Below are 18,195 nucleotides of genomic sequence, written 5' to 3'. Positions count from 1 at the left end.
TTAGAGCTGGATGGCGGTGAACCGCTTGACCGTGGCGAGCCGCTCGATCGCGGCGCGGGCCTGGGCGGCGTGGGCGTCGATCTGCGCGTGGCCGTCCCCGGGGACGTAGGACGCCCCGCTGCGCTCGAACGCCTCGCGGAGCATCGCGTCGGCGAGCTGAGGGTTCAGCGGAAGGGCCGGGCCCTGCACATTCGTCGCATAAAGGCGCCCGATCCGCACGGTCTCGTGGCCGTCGGCGAAGCTGCCGTTCCCCGCCACCACCCGTCCGTAACGCACCGAGCCCTCGGCATCCGGTGCCAGCGCCCACTCCGACGCGTGATCTTCGAACCCGACGAGCCGGCCGTCCGCGGTCTCGGCGACGACGTAGCCCACGCGCCGCTGCCGGGTGCGCACGACACGGAGGGGCAGCAGTCCGAGTCCGTCGAGGCTCGTGCCGTCGAGGAGATCGATGCCGCTGCTGAGCAGCTCCGCCCCGCCGCCGACGGCGAGGACGACCGCACCGGCGTCGAGCCGGGACGAGAGCCACTCGCGGCGAGCGGCGAGATCGGCGCCCACCGTCCGCAGCGCGGAGAGCGGACCGTTGCCGAGGATGACGATGTCGGCCTCGGCGGGGCTCTCGTCGCCGAGGCCCACGAGGGTGACCTGGACCTCCGCGCCCGCGAGCCGCGCTCGCGTGGCGAGGACTTCGACGTTCCCGCGATCGCCCGTCACGCCGAGCAGGTCGGGGTAGAGCTGCGCGATCCTGAGCGTCGTCATCGGCGGGCCACCTCCTGATCGCCGTGCCCGAGGAGGCGACGGCCGATCATCATGAGCTCGTAGTTGACGAACCAGATCTGCCGCCCGGTCACGGTGGGCGAGAACGCGCGCATGAGGGCGACGGCCCTGTCCATGTCGGGCTCGACAGTCCCGATCCGGATGCCCGCGTACGCGAGGCGCGTGGCGATCTGGTGCGCCTTGTCCCCCGCGACGACGTCGACGTGATCGATCCGCGACAGATCGACGTCGTACAGCCACGACACGTCGGGCGTCCCCTCGTCGATCGCCATGAGGAGACGCTCCGGGGCGGCTTCGAGGGCATCGACGTTGAGCTGCAGGCTCGGTCCGTTCTTGAACATCACGAACTCGACCTGCTCGCTCCCCTCCCGTCGGAGCGGCACGAGCTCGCCGCGTCCGTACGCCGGTGTCATGCGCGAGAAGCCCTCGGCGGCCGCGGTCGAGCGGAACTCGTTCCCCAGCACGTGCCGAGCGACGCTCACGGCGGCGGCGGCATCGACGGCGTAGTGCAGCCCCCGCGCGGGCAGGGTGATTGCGAACTCCGCGCCGTCGACCGACAGCCGGACGTTCCGCCCCTGAACGGCGACGACCTCGGTCTCCGCGACGCGGGCCCGCGCGCCGGCCTCACCGCTGCGCGTGTCGGCCGCGTTCACCAGCCCGTGGGCCGAGGCGGCGACGACGTCTTCGGAGGCGCCGAAGAACGACACCGGAGCACGAAGGCCCGACTCGTCGATCTTGCTGAGGTACGGATCGTCGCGATTGACCACGACGCGGACCTCGGCGCGGCGTGCGGCATCGAGCATCATGTCGGCGACGCGCTCGGTCTCGTAGAACCGGTACAGCTGGTCGACCTGGACGTTCAGCGCGACGATGACCCGCGGCTCGAGGATGTCGGCGAGGTCGGCCGCGAAGCCTTCGTCGACCTCGAGCACGGCGACGTCCGCGCGGACCTTGCCGGTGAGCGTGGCGTCTGCCAGCAGCGCGCTCGTCACGCCCTGGGGAAGGTTCGCCCCGGTGGGATTGGTGAACACCCGCAGCCCGTGCGCGCGCAGGATCTCGCTGATCATGTGCGTCGTCGTGGTCTTGCCGTTGGAACCGAGGACGAACACGACGCCGTAGCGGAACTGACCGCCGAGGGTGTTCAGGAGCGTCGGTGCCATCCGGTTGGCGAGATGCCCCGGAAACGCCGATCCGCCACCGCGCAGGCGCGTGGCGAATCGGGCCAGCTTGCCGGCGAGGACCGCCGGCACGTAACGGATGCTGCTTCCCGTCACCCCCGGATCACTCCAGGTAGTCGCGCAGCGACTGCGAGCGGCTCGGGTGGCGCAGCTTCGCCATCGTCTTCGACTCGATCTGTCGGATCCGCTCGCGCGTCACCCCGAACGTGTCGCCGATCTGGTCGAGGGTCTTGGGCTGCCCGTCGCCGAGGCCGAAACGCATGCGGATGACGCCCGCCTCGCGCTCGGAGAGCGAGTCCAGGAGCGACTCCAGCTGACGCTGCAGCATCGTGAACCCCACCGCATCGGCCGGGACGACGGCCTCGGTGTCTTCGATGAGGTCACCGAACTCGCTGTCGCCGTCCTCGCCGAGCGGGGTGTGCAGCGAGATCGGCTCACGGCCGTACTTCTGCACCTCGATGACCTTCTCGGGGGTCATGTCGAGCTCGCGGCTGAGCTCCTCGGGCGTGGGCTCGCGGCCCAAATCCTGCAGCATCTGCCGCTGCACGCGGGCGAGCTTGTTGATGACCTCGACCATGTGCACCGGGATGCGGATGGTGCGGGCCTGGTCGGCCATGGCGCGCGTGATCGCCTGACGGATCCACCAGGTCGCGTACGTCGAGAACTTGAAGCCCTTGGTGTAGTCGAACTTCTCGACCGCGCGGATGAGACCGAGGTTGCCCTCCTGGATGAGATCCAGGAACTGCATGCCACGGCCGGTGTAGCGCTTGGCCAGCGACACGACGAGGCGCAGGTTCGCGCCGAGCAGGTGCGACTTGGCGCGCTGGCCGTCGCGGGCGACCCACTGCAGGTCGAGACCGAGCTGTGAGGACTTCTCGGCCGCCGACATGTGCGACAGCTTCTCCTCGGCGAACAGACCCGCCTCGATGCGCATGGCGAGCTCGACCTCTTCGGCCGCGTTCAGCAGCGGCACCTTGCCGATCTGCTTCAGGTAGTCCTTGACCGGGTCGGCGGTCGCGCCGGTGATCTGGGCCGAGTAGACCGGAACCTCGTCGTCGTCGCTGGAGGTGATGACGATGGCACCGGTGGGGAGGGGCTCCGTGAAGGCCGGCTTGGTGGCCTCCTCGTCGTCCTCTTCGCTCTCCTCGGTGGCGACAGCGGTCTTCGTCGCGGCGGGTGCCGCATCCGTGGCCTCGTCGTCGGTGTCGTCCGTCTCGGCGGAGTCGTCGCCGTCTTCGATGTCGGCGTCCAGTTCGACGTCGTCGATCTCTTCGTCGTCGGAGTCGTCGGCATCCTTCGCCGAGGACTTCGCTTTGGCGGAGGTCGCCTTGGACTTGGCCGGAGACTTCTTGGTCGCCGTCTTCTTCGACGTCGACGAGACGGTCTGGTCGACCGTCTCGAGCTCGGTGTCCTCGCCGCTGCGGGAGCGGGTCTGGGTGTTCGTGCCTGCCACGTTTCGCCTTTCACCGGGGTGTGCGCGTCGCTCGCCGCCGGTCGTTCTCGGACACTATTAAGACCCTTGTCAAGTCCGGATCGGAAAGCTGTGCTTCCGACACGGTCGACAACGGGTCAGGTCTTTCATTGTCTCACACGTTGAGCGACCAGCATGACGCGCGGAGATTACACCATGAACAACCGCTGCGACCAGGGAGATATTCCCTTTCACCCCAGACTGGGACCGCCGCGCTTGTCTTCATCGCCGCCCGGACGAGTCGCCAGGAACCGTTCCAGCTCGGCGGCGAGCTCGTCGGCGCTGGGGAGATCACCCGTGTGGATGATGGGCGTCGCGGACGTGGATCCGGCCATGTAGGCGTCGTAGCGCTCCTCCAGGCCCTCCAGCATCCGGGACAGCTCGTCGCTCCCGGTCACCTGCTCTTCGACCTTCTCGAGGTACTCGCGGTTCTCCTCCCGCACGCCGTCGCCGTCGAAGACGAGGCCGGTCGCGACGGTGATGCTGTCCATGCCGGCCAGCGCCGCCGCCGGGTACTCGGTGTCGCCGAGGTAATGCGGGATCAACAGGACGAACCCGGCGATCTTCGCCCCGGCGTCGGCGAAGCGGTACTCCAGGAGGTGACCCACCGTCGAGGGCACTCGGGTCTGCGGCCGCCAGACGGAGTGCGCTTCGACCAGGTCACCGCGCGTGCCGCTGACCGTCGTTCCGATCGGGCGCGTGTGCGGCACCGGCATCGGGATGGCGTGGACCCACGTCACCGACGACACCTGCAGCGACGCGCTGATCTCCAGCACCGCCTCGACGAAGGCGTCCCAGGCGAAGTCGGGCTCGTAGCCGGAGAGGAGCACGAACGGCTGGCCGAGAGCGTCATGCGCGAGCGAGAACTCCAGGCGCGGCGGGCGGTAGTCGGTGAGGTGGTCCTCGACGAAGGAGATGATCGGACGCCGCGCGCGGTAATCCAGCAGGACGTCATTGGAGAAGACGTACAGCGGCGTCGGATCGAGGTCATCCCGGAAGTACTCCGTCAGGCGGGAGACGGCGTTGCCCGCGTCGGTGAAGCCGGTGAGCGCAATGACCAGCGGCAATCCCGAGGGCACCGGCGGTGCCGAGACGGCGCGAGAATACAGCGGCGCAGCGAAGGGCATGGCACCACTCTACGAGCGCCCCGGCGCGGCGACGCGCTCGCGCGTCCCGCTCAGAGCGAACAGCCGAACCTAGGATGGGAGGATGCCGTTCCCCTCTGTGGCGCACAGCAGCGCGCCCGCGCGCTCCGCCACCGCAGACGCGCTCCTTCTCGTTCTCCCCCTCCTGGACGACGGCGCCGACCTGTCCGAGTGGCCCGGACTGGGAGATGCCGCCACCGCGGTGGGCTTCACCGGCGCGGCGGGGTCGTTCGCTCGGGTCGCCGTTCCCGGTGTCGAGGTCCCCGTCGCGCTCGTCGGTACGGGGCGCGCGTCGGATGACGCGGCTCATCGCGCGGCCGTCGCGACCGGCATCCGGCAGTTCACCGGATTTCCGCACGTCGCCGTCTCCGCGCCGGCGACTCCCGAGGCGGCATGGCGCCCGCTCGCGGAGGGCGCGGCTCTGGGCGGATACCGCTTCGCGGGCTACAAGAGCGAGGCTCCGAAGCAGCGCGCGGAGTCGGTCACCGTGCATACCGCCGTCGCCCCGAACGCCCAGGAGCAGGCCGGCGTCGTCGCCACCGCGCGCGCCGTCGCCCTCGTGAAGGATCTCGTGACCACCCCCGCCGAGTGGATGGGTCCCGCCGACCTCGCCGACGCCGCCCGCGACGCGGTCGCGGGTCTTCCCGTCGAGGTCACCGTGCTCGACGAGGCGGCCCTCCGCGAGGGCGGATACGGCGGCATCCTCGCCGTCGGCCAGGGATCCGATCGCCCGCCGCGTCTCGTGCGGCTGGACTACGCCCCCGCCGCGGCGACGCGTCGCGTCGCGCTCGTGGGCAAGGGGATCACGTTCGACACGGGGGGCCTGTCGCTGAAGCCCGCCGCGTCGATGGTGGGAATGAAGTACGACATGGCCGGGGCGGCCACGGTGCTCGCCGTCACCCAGGCCGTCGCAGCCCTGGGCCTGCCGATCGGCGTCACGGCTTTCCTGTGCATCGCCGACAACATGCCCTCCGGCCGGGCGACGCGACCGGGGGACGTCGTGCGCACCCTGGACGGGACGACCATCGAGGTGCTCAACACCGACGCCGAGGGCCGCGTCGTGCTCGCCGACGGGTTGGCGGCCGCCAGCCGGGAGCACCCCGACCTCATCGTCGACGTGGCCACCTTGACGGGCGCGATCGTGGTGGCGCTGGGAAACCGCCACACCGGCGTCTTCGGGAACGACGATGCGGTGGCGCGCTACCTCGCCGCTGCCACGCGCACCGACGAGCCGGCGTGGCACATGCCGCTGCCGGAGCACATGGTCGACGAGCTCGACTCCCCCATCGCCGACCTGCAGAACGCGAAGATCGGGGATCCCGCGGGCGGATCCCTGTTCGCGGGCCTGTTCCTGCGACACTTCGTCGGCCGCGTGTCGGATGACGCGGACGCCGACCGCATCCCCTGGGTGCACCTGGACATCGCCGGATCGGGGACCCACAAGGGAGCCCCCTACGGCGTCACGGACAAGGGCGTGACCGGCGCCACCGTCCGAACCCTCATCGACCTGCTCACGACGGAGGCCACCGCATGACCGAACACACGTCAGATCTCGTCATCCTCGGCGGAGGCAGCGGCGGGTACGCCGCCGCGCTGCGCGCCGCGGAACTCGGCAAGAGCGTCGTCGTGATCGAGAAGGACAAGGTCGGAGGCACGTGCCTGCACCGCGGCTGCATCCCGACGAAGGCGCTGCTGCACTCCGCCGAGGTGGCGGACTCGGCGCGCGGCGCTGCCGAGGTGGGCGTGCAGGCGACGTTCGAGGGCATCGATCCGGCCGGCGTACGCGCCTACCGCGAGGGCATCGTGTCGAAGAAGTTCCGGGGCCTGGAGGGGCTGCTGTCCGCGCGCAAGATCACCGTCGTCTCGGGCGAGGGCCGTCTCGAGTCCGGTCCGGCGGTGCGCGTGGGCGACGACCTCTACCGCGGCACCGATGTCATCATCGCCACGGGGTCGTACAGCCGGAGCCTGCCGGGGCTGGAGCTCGGCGGGCGTGTGATCGCGAGTGAGCAGGCGCTCGAGCTCGACGAGATCCCCGGACGCGTCATCGTGCTCGGCGGTGGCGTCATCGGAGTCGAGTTCGCCAGCGTGTGGCGCTCGTTCGGCGCCGAGGTCACCATCATCGAGGCCCTCGACCATCTCGTGCCGGCCGAGGACGAAGCCTCCAGCAAGACGCTCGAGCGCGCGTACCGCAAGCGCGGCATCCAGTTCCGCCTCGGCACGCGATTCGCGTCAGCCTCGCAGACCGCGGATGCGGTGACCGTGCAGCTCGAGGACGGTACGTCGCTCGACGCCGACTACCTGCTCGTGGCTGTCGGGCGCGGCCCCTCGACGGCGGGGCTCGGTCTCGAAGAGGCCGGCGTCGTCCTCGAGCGCGGGTTCATCCGCACCGACGAGAACCTGCGCACCGACGCTGCCCACGTGTGGGCGGTCGGTGACGTGGTGGCAGGACTGCAGCTGGCTCACCGCAGCTTCCAGCAGGGGATCTACGTCGCCGAGGAGATCGCGGGGCGCGCGCCCGTGCGCATCCCCGAGCACCACATCCCCCGTGTGACGTACTCCCACCCGGAGGTCGCCTCCGTGGGACTCACGCAGGCGCAGGCCGGCGAGCAGCACGGCGCGGAGCGCATCGCCGTGCACGAGTACAACCTGGCCGGCAACGCCCGCAGCGAGATCCTCGGGACCGCGGGTATCGCGAAGGTCGTCCGGGTCGTCGACGGCCCCGTCATCGGAGTGCACCTGGTGGGAGACCGCGTCGGCGAGCTCATCACCGAGGCGCAGCTGGCCGTCGGCTGGGAAGCGCATCCCGAGGACATCGCGCCGTACATCCATGCGCACCCCACCCAGAGCGAGGCGCTCGGCGAGGCGTTCCTCGCCCTCGCGGGCTCGCCGCTGCACACGCTGTGACCCAGCCGCGTCACTAAGCTAGACATCGCATCCGCTTCTGAAGGAGATCAGCTCATGAGCACTTCCGTCGTCCTCCCCGCGCTCGGTGAGAGCGTCACAGAGGGTACGGTCACCCGTTGGCTCAAGAAGGTGGGTGACACGATCCAGGAGGACGAGGGCCTGCTGGAGATCTCGACCGACAAGGTCGACACCGAGATCCCCTCCCCCGTCAGCGGTGTGATCGAGGAGATCCTCGTTCAGGAGGACGAGACCGTCGAGGTGGGCGCCGTGCTGGCGAAGATCGGCGACGGCGAAGGAGCCTCCGGCGATGACGCCGCCCCGGCCGCCGAGGCTCCGGCCGAGGAGTCCGCTCCCGCCGACGCCGCGCCTGCGGAGCAGCCCGCTGCGGATGAGCCCGCTGCGGATGAGCCCGCACCCGCCGAGGAGCCCGCGCCGGCAGCAGCTGCGCCCGCCCCCTCCGCGTCCGGAGGCGACAGTCGCGAGGTCGTCCTCCCGGAGCTCGGCGAGAGCGTGACCGAGGGCACCGTCACCCGGTGGCTGAAGTCGGTCGGCGACGAGGTCGCCGTCGACGAGCCGCTGTTGGAGATCTCCACCGACAAGGTCGACACCGAGATCCCCTCGCCCGTCGCCGGCGTGCTGCAGGAGATCCTCGTGAGCGAGGACGAGACGGTCGCCGTCGGCTCCGCCCTCGCCCGCATCGGCAGCGGTGCCGCCCCGGCTCCTGCTGCGCAGAGCGCACCCGAGGCGCCGTCGACCGACAAGCCGGCAGAGGCGGATGCGGCCCCGGCTCAGCCCGCCGAAGAGAAGGCCGCGCCCGCTTCCGAACCTGCAGCGGCCGCCGCGCCCGCCGCCACCCCCGAACCGGCCGCCGCGCCCGAGCCGGCCGCTGCGCCCGCTCCCGCCGCATCGGCGTCCCGGTCCGGCGACTCCCTCGCCGCCTCGAACGACGAGGTCGCCTACGTCACGCCGCTCGTGCGTCGCCTCGCGCAGCAGCAGGGCGTCGATCTGACCACCGTCACCGGTACCGGCGTCGGTGGCCGCATCCGCAAGGAGGACGTGCTCAAGGCCGCCGAGGCTGCCGCCGCCGCACCGGCCGAGCAGGCGCCCGCCGCCGCTGCCCCCGCGCCGGTGGAGGTCTCGCCGCTGCGAGGCACGACGCAGCCGATGTCGCGGCTGCGCAAGGTGCTCGCGGAGCGCGCCGTCGCTTCCATGCAGGCCACCGCGCAGCTCACCACCGTCGTCGAGGTGGACGTCACCAGACTCGCCGCGTTCCGTGACACCGTGAAGGCCGATTTCCTCGCCAAGACCGGCGACAAGCTGTCGTTCCTGCCGTTCTTCGTCCGTGCCGCGGCCGAAGCGCTGCAGGCGTACCCGGTCATCAATGCGACGGTCGACGGCGAGAACATCGTCTACGCGCCGTCGGAGAACGTCTCGATCGCCGTGGATACCGAGCGCGGCCTGCTCACCCCCGTCGTCCGTGACGCGGGCGACAAGAACATCGCCCAGATCGCCCACGAGATCGCAGACCTCGCTGCTCGGACGCGCGGCAACAAGCTGAAGCCCGACGAGTTGGCCGGGGGCACCTTCACGGTGACGAACACCGGATCCCGCGGCGCGCTGTTCGACACGCCTGTCGTGTTCCTCCCGCAGTCGGCGATCCTCGGGACCGGCATCGTCGTGAAGCGCCCCGGAGTGGTCTCCGTCGACGGCAAGGACGCCATCTCGGTGCGCTCCTACGTATTCCTCGCGCTGTCGTACGATCACCGCGTGATCGACGGCGCCGACGCGGCGCGGTTCCTGTCCGCGGTCAAGGAGCGCCTCGAGGCCGCGCAGTTCCAGGGCGACCTCGGGATCTGATCAGGTCGGCGGATCCGCGGCATCGAACACGTCGCGGATCCGCCACCCCGTCTCCGTCGCCGCGACCGTGACGAACTGCGAGGCGGCACTCTCGGCATCCACGCGCAGCACCGCCAGCCCGCCGAAGTCGTCCAGCAGCGTGACCGCCGGATTCTCCGCGGCGAACGCCCCGTCGGGGAACGATGCCTCCGCATCCTCCTGGGTGGCTGAGAGGCATGCCGCATCCGGGCAGGAGCGCCGCGTCTCCAGCAGCGCGGTGAGCGCCTCGGCCGCCGGGAGGTCAGGGGGAATCTCGTCGGCCGCAGCGGGCTGCGTAGCGGTCGCGGTCGGGTCTGTCGCGGCAGCCGGGGGTGGGGAAGCGTCTCCGGCCCGGGTGGCCGGATCCGTCGTATCCGGCCACGCCAACCCGATGCCCAGAACGACCGCGGCCGCGCCTGCCGCCAGCCAGACGGGCCGAAGGCGGCGACGCTCCCGACGAGGGCGCCGGCGCATCCTGTCGAGCTGGTCGGACACGAGATCGGCAAGACCGCCGTCGGCCGCGCCGGCCAGGCGGTGCCACCACGAGTCGGCCGCCCGGCGTCGCTCCCGGCGGGCGTCGACCGCATCGCGCGGCGCAGGGGTGCGGACGGGGCCCAGGACCTCGAGGGTGAGCGGTTCAGGATCCGCGTGCGCGAACAGCGCCTCCTCATCGTCGTCGGCGCGCCGCGGGAAGGTGCGCGGATCGACGACGGCGTCGGCGAGCTCGCGGAGGACGGCTGCGAGGGCAGCCCTCGACGCGTGCTCCGCGAGCGTCCGGAGGAGAACCGCCGATGCGCGGAGCACATCGCTGTCGCCGCTCCCGCACGCCAGCACGGGTTTGCCGTCGTCGGTGATCCACCATGAGCCCGTCGCTTCGGCCAGGTCTTCGTCGATCGCGGTCGCCGTGCCCCGCACAGCACTCACGGCCAGCGTGACGATCTCCCCCTCCGTCAGCGGCACACCCGCGCCCGTGCGACGGGCGAGCAGGCGGTCGGCCCGCAGCTGAGCCGCGGGGAGCACGACATCGTGCCCGTCGGGGCGCCGCAGGAGATCCATGGGCGCGAGGATGTGGCTGTCGACGGGCGCGGTCCATCCGGGCCATCCATCGAGGGATTCCCGATCGACGAGGAGAACCGTGCGACCGTCCGGAGCCCTCGCCAGCACGCCGTCGAAGGGCACGTCAGGCGGACCGACCGCGCGGATGAGGGGGTACGCGTCGTAGGCGGGAGGCGCAGCGGGAGATCGCACGTGATCCACACTCCTCGTGAGCGAGGCGCCGAAACGGCGCGCGCGGTCGTGTCGGTGGAGGGAACGGCCTGCGGTGGGTCTGTGCAGGACAGGTGGCCCTCTGCCGCCGCCTCGCGAACGGTAGAATCGGTGCATGGCCCGCAGTACCGCACCCGAGAAGCGCCCCGGCTTCTTCTCCCAGCTCCGCACGCTCTTCCGCTTCACGCGGGAGGCGTACCCCTGGGTGCCCTTCGCGCTCGCGGGCATCGTGCTCGCCGGCATCGCCGTCGGTGTGCTGATCGGCTTCCTCATCCCGCCCGTCGCCATCTGGAGCGTCATCCTGTGGGGCGTCACCGGCCTTCTCGCCGGCATCCTCGGCGCGATGTTCACGATGACGCGGCTGTCGACCACGGCGATGTACCGCAAGATCGATGGCATGCCCGGCTCGGCCGGCTACGTCCTGTCGAGCTCCCTCGGTCGTAACTGGAGCGCGTCGGAGATGCCGGTCGGCGTGAACCCGCGAACGCAGGACGCGGTCTACCGGACGATCGGTCGCGGTGGCGTCGTGATCGTCGGCGAGGGCTCGCGCGGCCGGCTGACCCGCCTCATCAACGATGAGCGGGCGAAGGTGCAGCGCGTCGCATCCGGGGTCCCCGTCACGGTGCTGTTCGTCGGCCACGGCGAGGACGAGGTGGCCGTCAAGAACCTCGCCAAGACCATCAAGGGACTGCCGAAGAAGGTCGACCGGGCGACGATGGCCGCGGTGATCAAGCGGGTCGACTCCGTGTCGCAGTCCGTGACGTCGCTCCCGATCCCCAAGGGCATCGACCCGCAGCGCGCCCGCGCCCCGCGCCCGCGCTGATCCTCAGGCGCGGACCAGGACCGTCCCGGCCGCTTTGTCGTGGACGCCGCGGTTGTCGGCATCCCAGATCACCGCGGGGATGACGAGCGCGAGCAGCACCGAGCGGATGATCGGGCGCCAGACGCCGGGCCATCCGCCGGTCACGCGCTGCACACGCATGCCGAAGACGCGATGACCGGGGCTGCCACCGATCGTCGGGATGAACACGACCTGCACGATCACGAAGATGAGCGTGGTCGCCAGCGGCGCGTAGGCGAAGAACGCGATCGAGATGAGCACGGCGCAGCCCCAGTCCAGGGCGATCGCCCCCATTCGTCGTCCCAGGGTGGCGATGCTGCCGGTGCCCTCGCGAGGAAGGCCGAGCCGCTCGCCGGGGTACGAGTCGGGAGGAAGCACGTCGGGCATTACTTCAGCCTAATCAGGCGCGCGTAACATGCCGGAAACATAGGAGACACTGCCGGGCAATGCCCACTGGATAGGTTCGAGTCGTCAGCCCGGCGGGCCGACGATCCCGAATGCCCTACCTCTGGAGTCGTCATGTTCAAAGATTCATCCGAGGTGCTGAAGTTCATCCAGGACGAGGACGTGAAGTTCCTCGACATCCGGTTCACGGACCTGCCTGGCGTGCAGCAGCACTTCAACATCCCCGCGGCAACCGTCGATGAGGAGTTCTTCACCGTCGGTCAGCTCTTCGACGGCTCGTCGATCCGCGGGTTCGCGAACATCCACGAGTCCGACATGCAGCTCATCCCGGATGTGACGACCGCCTACCTCGACCCGTTCCGCGAGGCGAAGACGCTGATCATGGTCTTCGACATCTACAACCCGCGCAACGGCGAGATCTACTCGAAGGACCCGCGTCAGGTCGCCAAGAAGGCCGAGAAGTACCTCGCCTCCACCGGCATCGCCGACACCGCCTACTTCGCCCCCGAGGCGGAGTTCTACATCTTCGACGACGTGCGCTACGAGGTGAAGCAGAACAAGAGCTTCTACTCGGTGGACTCCGAAGAAGGCGCGTGGAACACCGGTCGCGAGGAAGAGGGCGGAAACCTCGCCAACAAGACCCCCTACAAGGGCGGTTACTTCCCCGTCTCCCCCGTCGACAAGCAGGCCGACCTGCGTGACGACATCAGCCTCAAGCTCATCGAGTCGGGTCTGCACCTCGAGCGTGCGCACCACGAGGTCGGGACGGGCGGCCAGGCGGAGATCAACTACCGCTTCGACACGATGGTGCACGCCGCCGACGACATCCTGAAGTTCAAGTACATCGTCAAGAACACCGCTCTGGAGTGGGGCAAGGTCGCGACCTTCATGCCGAAGCCGCTGTTCGGCGACAACGGCTCGGGCATGCACACCCACCAGTCGCTGTGGAACAACGGCTCGCCGCTGTTCTACGACGAGACCGGATACGGCGGGCTCTCCGACGTCGCGCGCTGGTACATCGGCGGCATCCTCGCCCACGCCCCCGCCGTGCTGGCCTTCACCAACCCGACCCTCAACAGCTATCACCGTCTGGTGAAGGGGTTCGAGGCACCGGTCAACCTGGTCTACTCGGCCGGTAACCGTTCCGCGGCCATCCGCATCCCGATCACGGGTTCGAACCCCAAGGCCAAGCGCATCGAGTTCCGCGCTCCGGATGCCTCGGGGAACCCCTACCTCGCCTTCGCGGCGCAGCTGATGGCCGGGATCGACGGTATCAAGAACCGCATCGAGCCGCACGAGCCGGTCGACAAGGATCTGTACGAGCTGCCGGCCGAAGAGGCGAAGAACATCCCGCAGGTGCCGAACTCGCTGCTGGACTCGCTCGAGGCCCTCCGCGCCGACCACGAGTTCCTGCTCGCCGGCGGCGTCTTCACCGAGGAGCTCATCGAGACCTGGATCGAGTACAAGATCGAGAACGAGATCCAGCCGATCGCCCAGCGCCCGCACCCGTTCGAGTACGAGCTGTACTTCGGCGTCTGACGCCCACTGCACCGGAGGGGCCCCGCATCGCGCGGGGCCCCTCCGTCGTTCGTGCCGAGCTCCCTTCCGCCCCGACCGCGGTGACGAGGGGAGTGCATCTCACGGAGGGAGTGCGCACGGCGCGGGGTTCACCCTCCGCTCGTGACATGCACTCCGTTCGTGACAGCGCGGCGCTCAGCCGTAGAAAAGCTTCTCGAACACGCGGCGCGCCCGACGGGTCGTGGCGAGGTAGTCCTCCTCGACCCGTGTCGCAGAGCGCGGCGGATACTCCAGGATGCGCCCGATCCCGTCGAGCTTCCCCCGGTCGGTGGGAAGGACATCGCTCGTCTGCCACGACAGCAGCGTGGCAGCCGAACGCAGCCGGCTCGCAAGGCGCCAGGCCGCGGTCAGGCGATCGGCCTCCGGTGCACCCACCAGCCCGGCCTCCCGCGCAGCGTCGAGCGCCGCGAGGGTCGACGGGGTCCGCATGCCGGGAACGGCATGTGCGTGCTGCAGCTGCAGGATCTGCACGAGCCATTCGACGTCGCTGAGCGATCCGGGCCCGAGCTTCAGGTGCCGGGCGGGGTCGGTGCCCTGCGGCAGGCGCTCGCTCTCCACGCGCGCCTTGATGCGCTTGATCTCCCGCAGCCCGTTCGGATCCACCTGTGCGGGGTACCGCACCTCGTCGGCGAGGGCCGTGAAGGCGTCGATGAGCTTCAGGCTCCCGGCGATCCCGCGCGCGCGCAGCAGCGCCTGCGCCTCCCACGACAGCGACCACCGGCGGTAGTACTCGGCGTACGCCTCGAGCGATCGGGCCACCGGGCCGTTGCGGCCCTCGGGGCGCAGACCTGCGTCGAGGTCGAGCGGCAGCCGGTGGTCCTCGGAGTGCTGCCGGAGCCCGGCGACGATCTGCAGCGCGAGCTGGTGCGCCCGCTGCGGATCGACGTCGTTCGCGCGGTAGACGTAGATGACGTCCGCATCAGAGCCGAAGCCGAGCTCCCGGCCTCCGAACCGGCCCATCGCCACGACGGAGAAGTCGAGCGACTCGTCCTCCGGGGGCACGATCTCGCGGCGTACGGCGCGCAGGGTGGCCTGGATCGTGACCTCGGTGATGGTGGTCAGCGCTCCGGCCAGCTCGTCGATCGTCAGGTTGCCGAGCACCGCGGCCATGGCCGTGCGGAGCATCTCCCGCCGCCGGAGGGCGCGCACCGAGCGCATCGCGTCTTCGATCGACGCGTGACGGGTCTGGATGGCGCGTGCCTCCTCCTGGAGCGCGAGTCCGCTGCGGGGCCGCAGCAGCTCGTCGTCGTCGAGCCAGGCCGCCGACTCCGGGATCCACTCCATGAGCTCGCCCACGTAGCGGGATCCGGCGAGCAGGTGCGTCAGGCTCTCCGCCGCGGCCGACGAGTCGCGGAGCATCCGGAGGAACCACGGAGTATCGCCCAGCCGCTCGCTGATGCGCCGGAACACGAGCAGCCCGTAGTCGGGATCGACGCCGTCGGCGAACCAGCGGATCATGACCGGCATGAGGTGACGCTGGATCGTCGTCTTGCGGCTCAGTCCGGTCGTGAGCGCCGCGATGTGGCGGAGGGCGCCCTTCGGGTCGCGGAAGCCGATCGCGGCGAGGCGGTCATGCGCCTGCTCCGCCGAGAGGGTGCGCTCCTCTTCACCGAGGCCGGCGACGGCGCTCAGCAGCGGGCGATAGAACAGCCGCACGTGGATGTCGCGCACCTCGCGCTTGATCGCCTCCCACCGCTCCTGCACGGCGTCGCCCGACTCCGCCAGGCCGCTCGCACGCGCGAGGACGCGCAGGTCTTCGGGCCGCGTCGGCATGAGGTGCGTCCGCCGGAGCCCCCGCAGCTGCAGGCGATGCTCCAGCACGCGCAGCATCCGGTAATCCCGCGCGAAAGCCGCGGCCTCGGCACGGCCGATGTACCCCTCCGTCACGAGGGCCTCAAGGGCTTCCAGCGTGCCGCGCTGACGGATGCGGTCGTCGGTCAGGCCGTGCACGAGCTGGAGGAGCTGGACCGTGAACTCCACGTCGCGGATGCCGCCGGGGCCGAGCTTGACCTGACGGGCTACCTCGGCCGCGGGGATGTTGTCGGTGACGCGCTCGCGCATCCGCTGGACATTGTCGACGAAGTTCTCCCGTGCGGCACTCGTCCACACCTTCGGCTGCACGGCGACGACGTACTCGGCGCCGAGACCCGGGTCCCCCGCGAGGGGACGCGCCTTCAGCAGGGCCTGGAACTCCCAGCTGTGCGCCCACCTGTCGTAATACGACAGGTGCGACGCGAGCGACCGGACCAGGGCGCCCTGCTTGCCCTCCGGGCGGAGGTTGGGGTCGACCTCCCACAGCGGCGGCTCGATCTCGGGGCTCGAGATGCCGCGCATCGTCTGCACGGCCAGACGCGTGGCGATGTCGATCGCCCGGGGCTCCGACACGACCTCGTCGTCCGCCGTGCCGCCGACGAAGATGACGTCGACGTCGCTGACGTAGTTCAGTTCCCGGGCCCCGGCCTTCCCCATCCCGATGATCGCCAGCTGGGTCGCCGCGACCTGCTCCCGCGGGAACAGGGGGGCGCCGCCCGACCCGCTCACGCGGGCACGTGCCACCGCGAGAGAGGCCTCGAGCGCTGCCCCCGCGGCATCGGCCAGTCGCGCCGACACCCGATCCACGACGTCGGCGGGGTCGGGGGCGGCGAGGTCGAAGGCGGCGATGCGGGCCAGGGCGCGCCGGTAGCGGACGCGGAGCGACACCCAGGCGTCGTCCGCTCCGGATGCGGCGAAGCCGTCGTGAGCGCCCACGGCATCCAGGAGCTCGTCGTTCACCTCGGCCGCCCCAGGGAGGTCGGTGCCCGCACCCGTCAGGTGTCGCAGCTCCTCGGGGTGACGCAGGTAGAACTCGGCGAATCCGCTGGATGCTCCGACCAGGCGCCACAGTGCGCGCCAGCCGGCGGCATCCGCAAGCAGCGCCGCCACCGCGTCGGCATCCCGGCGCGCGATCCGAACGACGGCACCGAGTGCGTCGTCGGGGTCGGCACCGAGCGAGGCCGCCTGGGTCAGCTGCTCCCGGCCCGCAGGCACGAGCCCGGCGAGCTCGGTGAGCAGCTCATCCGCCTCGCCGAGGCGGGCGAACCCGCTTCGCGCGAGAGCGGTGAGCCCGGTGCTGCGCTCGCCCGACGACATCGCCGGCACGGCGTCAGAGCATCTCGAGGTTGCTCTGGAGCTCGAAGCGCGTCACCTGGGAGCGATACTCCTGCCACTCGCGACGCTTGTTGAGAAGGACGTAGTTGAAGACCTGCTCCCCCAGCGTCTCGGCGACGAGTTCGGACTCCTCCATGTAGCCGAGGGCGTGATCGAGGCTCTGCGGCAGCGGCGCGTATCCCAGTGCCCGGCGCTCGGAGTCGGTGAGCGACCAGACGTTGTCCTCGGCCTCGGCAGGAAGCTCGTACCCCTCCTCGATGCCCTTGAGGCCCGCGGCGAGCATGAGCGCGTACGCGAGGTAAGGGTTGGCGGCGGAGTCCAGCGCGCGGTACTCCACACGCGAGGACTGCCCCTTGTTGGGCTTGTACAGCGGCACGCGCACGAGCGCCGAGCGGTTGTTGTGACCCCAGCAGATGAAGCTCGGCGCCTCGTCGCCGCCCCACAGGCGCTTGTACGAGTTGACGAACTGGTTCGTCACGGCGGAGATCTCGTTCGCGTGGCGCAGCAGGCCCGCGATGAACTGGCGGCCCACCTGGGAGAGCTGGTACTGCGCGCCCTCCTCGTAGAACGCGTTCATGTCGCCCTCGAACAGCGACATGTGCGTGTGCATCCCGCTGCCGGGCTGTCCGCTCAGCGGCTTCGGCATGAAGGTCGCGTAGACGCCCTGCTCGATCGCGACCTCTTTGATGACCGTGCGGAAGGTCATGATGTTGTCGGCCGTGGCCAGGGCGTCGGCGTAGCGGAGGTCGATCTCGTTCTGACCGGGGCCCCCCTCGTGGTGGCTGTACTCGACGGAGATCCCGAGATCTTCCAGCATCCGCACCGAGCGCCGACGGAAGTCGTGCGCCGTGCCGCCGGGGACGTTGTCGAAGTAGCCGGCGGAATCCACCGGGACGGGGATGCCGTCGGGACCGAGCTGCGAGGACTTCAGCAGGTAGAACTCGATCTCCGGGTGCGTGTAGAACGTGAAGCCGGCATCCGCGGCCTTGGCGAGCGTGCGCTTGAGCACGTGCCGGGGGTCGGCCACCGCGGGTGCACCGTCGGGGGTGGTGATGTCGCAGAACATGCGCGCGGTGGGGTCGATCTCGCCCCGCCACGGCAGGATCTGGAACGTCGTCGGGTCGGGGTGGGCGAGCAGATCGGACTCGTACGACCGGGTCAGACCCTCGATCGCCGAGCCGTCGAACCCGAGCCCCTCGCCGAAGGCGCCTTCGACCTCGGCCGGCGCGATCGCCACCGACTTGAGCGTGCCGATGACGTCTGTGAACCACAGACGCACGAACTTCACGCCGCGCTCTTCGATCGTGCGCAGCACGAAATCCCGCTGCTTGTCCATGCTTTCCCCTCGTTCTAGGGTTACTTCTCGGAGTTTCCCGAGCCCCAGTCGTTCTCACGCGCGTCGTCTTCGGCCCAGGCTCGCGAACGCTCCTTCAACAGCTGCGGAGCGTGAGCGGCCTCCTCCTCGGTGTCGAACGGGCCGGCACGATCGACGGCGGGCGACGCGAACCCGCGCTCCACCTGCCCGGTCGTGAGGTTGTACCAGTACTTCTCGCTGTCGGCGGCCACCGTGACTCCCCTGCGTTCGCGTGCACTCCGAGCTCGACCCGGGCG

At 70.2% G+C, this 18,195-nt stretch carries 14 protein-coding genes; 5 read left to right on the top strand and 9 right to left on the bottom strand.

Going from position 1 to position 18,195, the window contains the following annotated elements; all coding sequences use genetic code 11:
- From ACTU3I_RS17745 to ACTU3I_RS17730, 4 genes are all read right to left on the bottom strand, one after another.
- On the bottom strand, nt 1-756 hold the full coding sequence (locus ACTU3I_RS17745) for a type 1 glutamine amidotransferase (RefSeq protein ID WP_442927046.1): 756 nt from the start codon (nt 754-756) through the stop codon (nt 1-3).
- Nucleotides 753-2,024, bottom strand: a complete 1,272-nt coding sequence (locus ACTU3I_RS17740) for a MurT ligase domain-containing protein (RefSeq protein ID WP_442927045.1) — start codon at nt 2,022-2,024, stop codon at nt 753-755. Before ACTU3I_RS17740 ends, ACTU3I_RS17745 begins: the two co-directional genes overlap by 4 nt.
- 31 nt (nt 2,025-2,055) lie before the next feature.
- Nucleotides 2,056-3,405, bottom strand: coding sequence for an RNA polymerase sigma factor (locus ACTU3I_RS17735; RefSeq protein ID WP_442927044.1), 1,350 nt, complete (start codon nt 3,403-3,405; stop codon nt 2,056-2,058).
- A 209-nt stretch (nt 3,406-3,614) separates the two neighbouring features.
- A complete protein-coding gene (locus tag ACTU3I_RS17730; RefSeq protein WP_442927043.1) occupies nt 3,615-4,550 on the bottom strand; it encodes a proteasome assembly chaperone family protein in 936 nt (311 codons plus the stop codon).
- 82 nt (nt 4,551-4,632) lie between these two features.
- On the opposite strand from ACTU3I_RS17730, the gene ACTU3I_RS17725 reads away from it, so the two are divergent.
- The 3 genes from ACTU3I_RS17725 to sucB are packed head-to-tail and all read left to right on the top strand — an operon-like array spanning nt 4,633 to nt 9,329.
- Nucleotides 4,633-6,102, top strand: coding sequence for a leucyl aminopeptidase (locus ACTU3I_RS17725; protein WP_442927042.1), 1,470 nt, complete (start codon nt 4,633-4,635; stop codon nt 6,100-6,102).
- Complete coding sequence (gene lpdA, locus ACTU3I_RS17720; protein WP_442927041.1) at nt 6,099-7,472, top strand: dihydrolipoyl dehydrogenase; 1,374 nt, start codon at nt 6,099-6,101, stop codon at nt 7,470-7,472. Before ACTU3I_RS17725 ends, lpdA begins: the two co-directional genes overlap by 4 nt.
- Before the next feature lie 54 nt (nt 7,473-7,526).
- Nucleotides 7,527-9,329, top strand: a complete 1,803-nt coding sequence (sucB, locus tag ACTU3I_RS17715; RefSeq protein WP_442927040.1) for a 2-oxoglutarate dehydrogenase, E2 component, dihydrolipoamide succinyltransferase — start codon at nt 7,527-7,529, stop codon at nt 9,327-9,329.
- Here the strand turns inward: sucB and ACTU3I_RS17710 are convergent, their stop codons facing one another.
- On the bottom strand, nt 9,330-10,595 hold the full coding sequence (locus ACTU3I_RS17710; RefSeq protein ID WP_442927039.1) for a hypothetical protein: 1,266 nt from the start codon (nt 10,593-10,595) through the stop codon (nt 9,330-9,332).
- Nucleotides 10,596-10,728: 133 nt separating this feature from the next.
- Here ACTU3I_RS17710 and ACTU3I_RS17705 point away from each other — a divergent pair, with 133 nt between their 5' ends.
- Nucleotides 10,729-11,436 carry a DUF4191 domain-containing protein gene (locus tag ACTU3I_RS17705; protein WP_442927038.1) on the top strand — a complete coding sequence of 236 codons (708 nt, stop codon included), beginning with the start codon at nt 10,729-10,731 and terminating at the stop codon, nt 11,434-11,436.
- Nucleotides 11,437-11,439: 3 nt separating this feature from the next.
- Here ACTU3I_RS17705 and ACTU3I_RS17700 read toward each other — a convergent pair whose 3' ends face one another.
- Nucleotides 11,440-11,841 carry an RDD family protein gene (locus ACTU3I_RS17700; RefSeq protein WP_442927037.1) on the bottom strand — a complete coding sequence of 134 codons (402 nt, stop codon included), beginning with the start codon at nt 11,839-11,841 and terminating at the stop codon, nt 11,440-11,442.
- Nucleotides 11,842-11,973: 132 nt separating this feature from the next.
- On the opposite strand from ACTU3I_RS17700, the gene glnA reads away from it, so the two are divergent.
- Nucleotides 11,974-13,398: a type I glutamate--ammonia ligase gene (gene glnA, locus ACTU3I_RS17695; RefSeq protein ID WP_442927036.1), complete on the top strand. Its 1,425-nt coding sequence runs from the start codon at nt 11,974-11,976 to the stop codon at nt 13,396-13,398.
- A gap of 174 nt (nt 13,399-13,572) precedes the next feature.
- Here the strand turns inward: glnA and ACTU3I_RS17690 are convergent, their stop codons facing one another.
- From ACTU3I_RS17690 to ACTU3I_RS17680, 3 genes are read right to left on the bottom strand one after another with little or no spacing between them, the layout of a single operon-like run.
- Nucleotides 13,573-16,566: a bifunctional [glutamine synthetase] adenylyltransferase/[glutamine synthetase]-adenylyl-L-tyrosine phosphorylase gene (locus ACTU3I_RS17690; RefSeq protein WP_442927187.1), complete on the bottom strand. Its 2,994-nt coding sequence runs from the start codon at nt 16,564-16,566 to the stop codon at nt 13,573-13,575.
- A 13-nt stretch (nt 16,567-16,579) separates the two neighbouring features.
- A complete protein-coding gene (locus ACTU3I_RS17685; protein WP_442927035.1) occupies nt 16,580-17,920 on the bottom strand; it encodes a glutamine synthetase family protein in 1,341 nt (446 codons plus the stop codon).
- A 20-nt stretch (nt 17,921-17,940) separates the two neighbouring features.
- Nucleotides 17,941-18,150, bottom strand: coding sequence for an SPOR domain-containing protein (locus tag ACTU3I_RS17680; protein ID WP_442927034.1), 210 nt, complete (start codon nt 18,148-18,150; stop codon nt 17,941-17,943).
- Between the last annotated feature and the right edge of the window lie 45 nt (nt 18,151-18,195).

It is taken from the genome of Microbacterium sp. RD1, assembly GCF_052220165.1.
GTDB lineage: Bacteria > Actinomycetota > Actinomycetes > Actinomycetales > Microbacteriaceae > Microbacterium.
The sequence above is the reverse complement of the archived record's forward strand: the minus strand, read 5'-3'. Positions and strand labels throughout refer to the sequence as shown.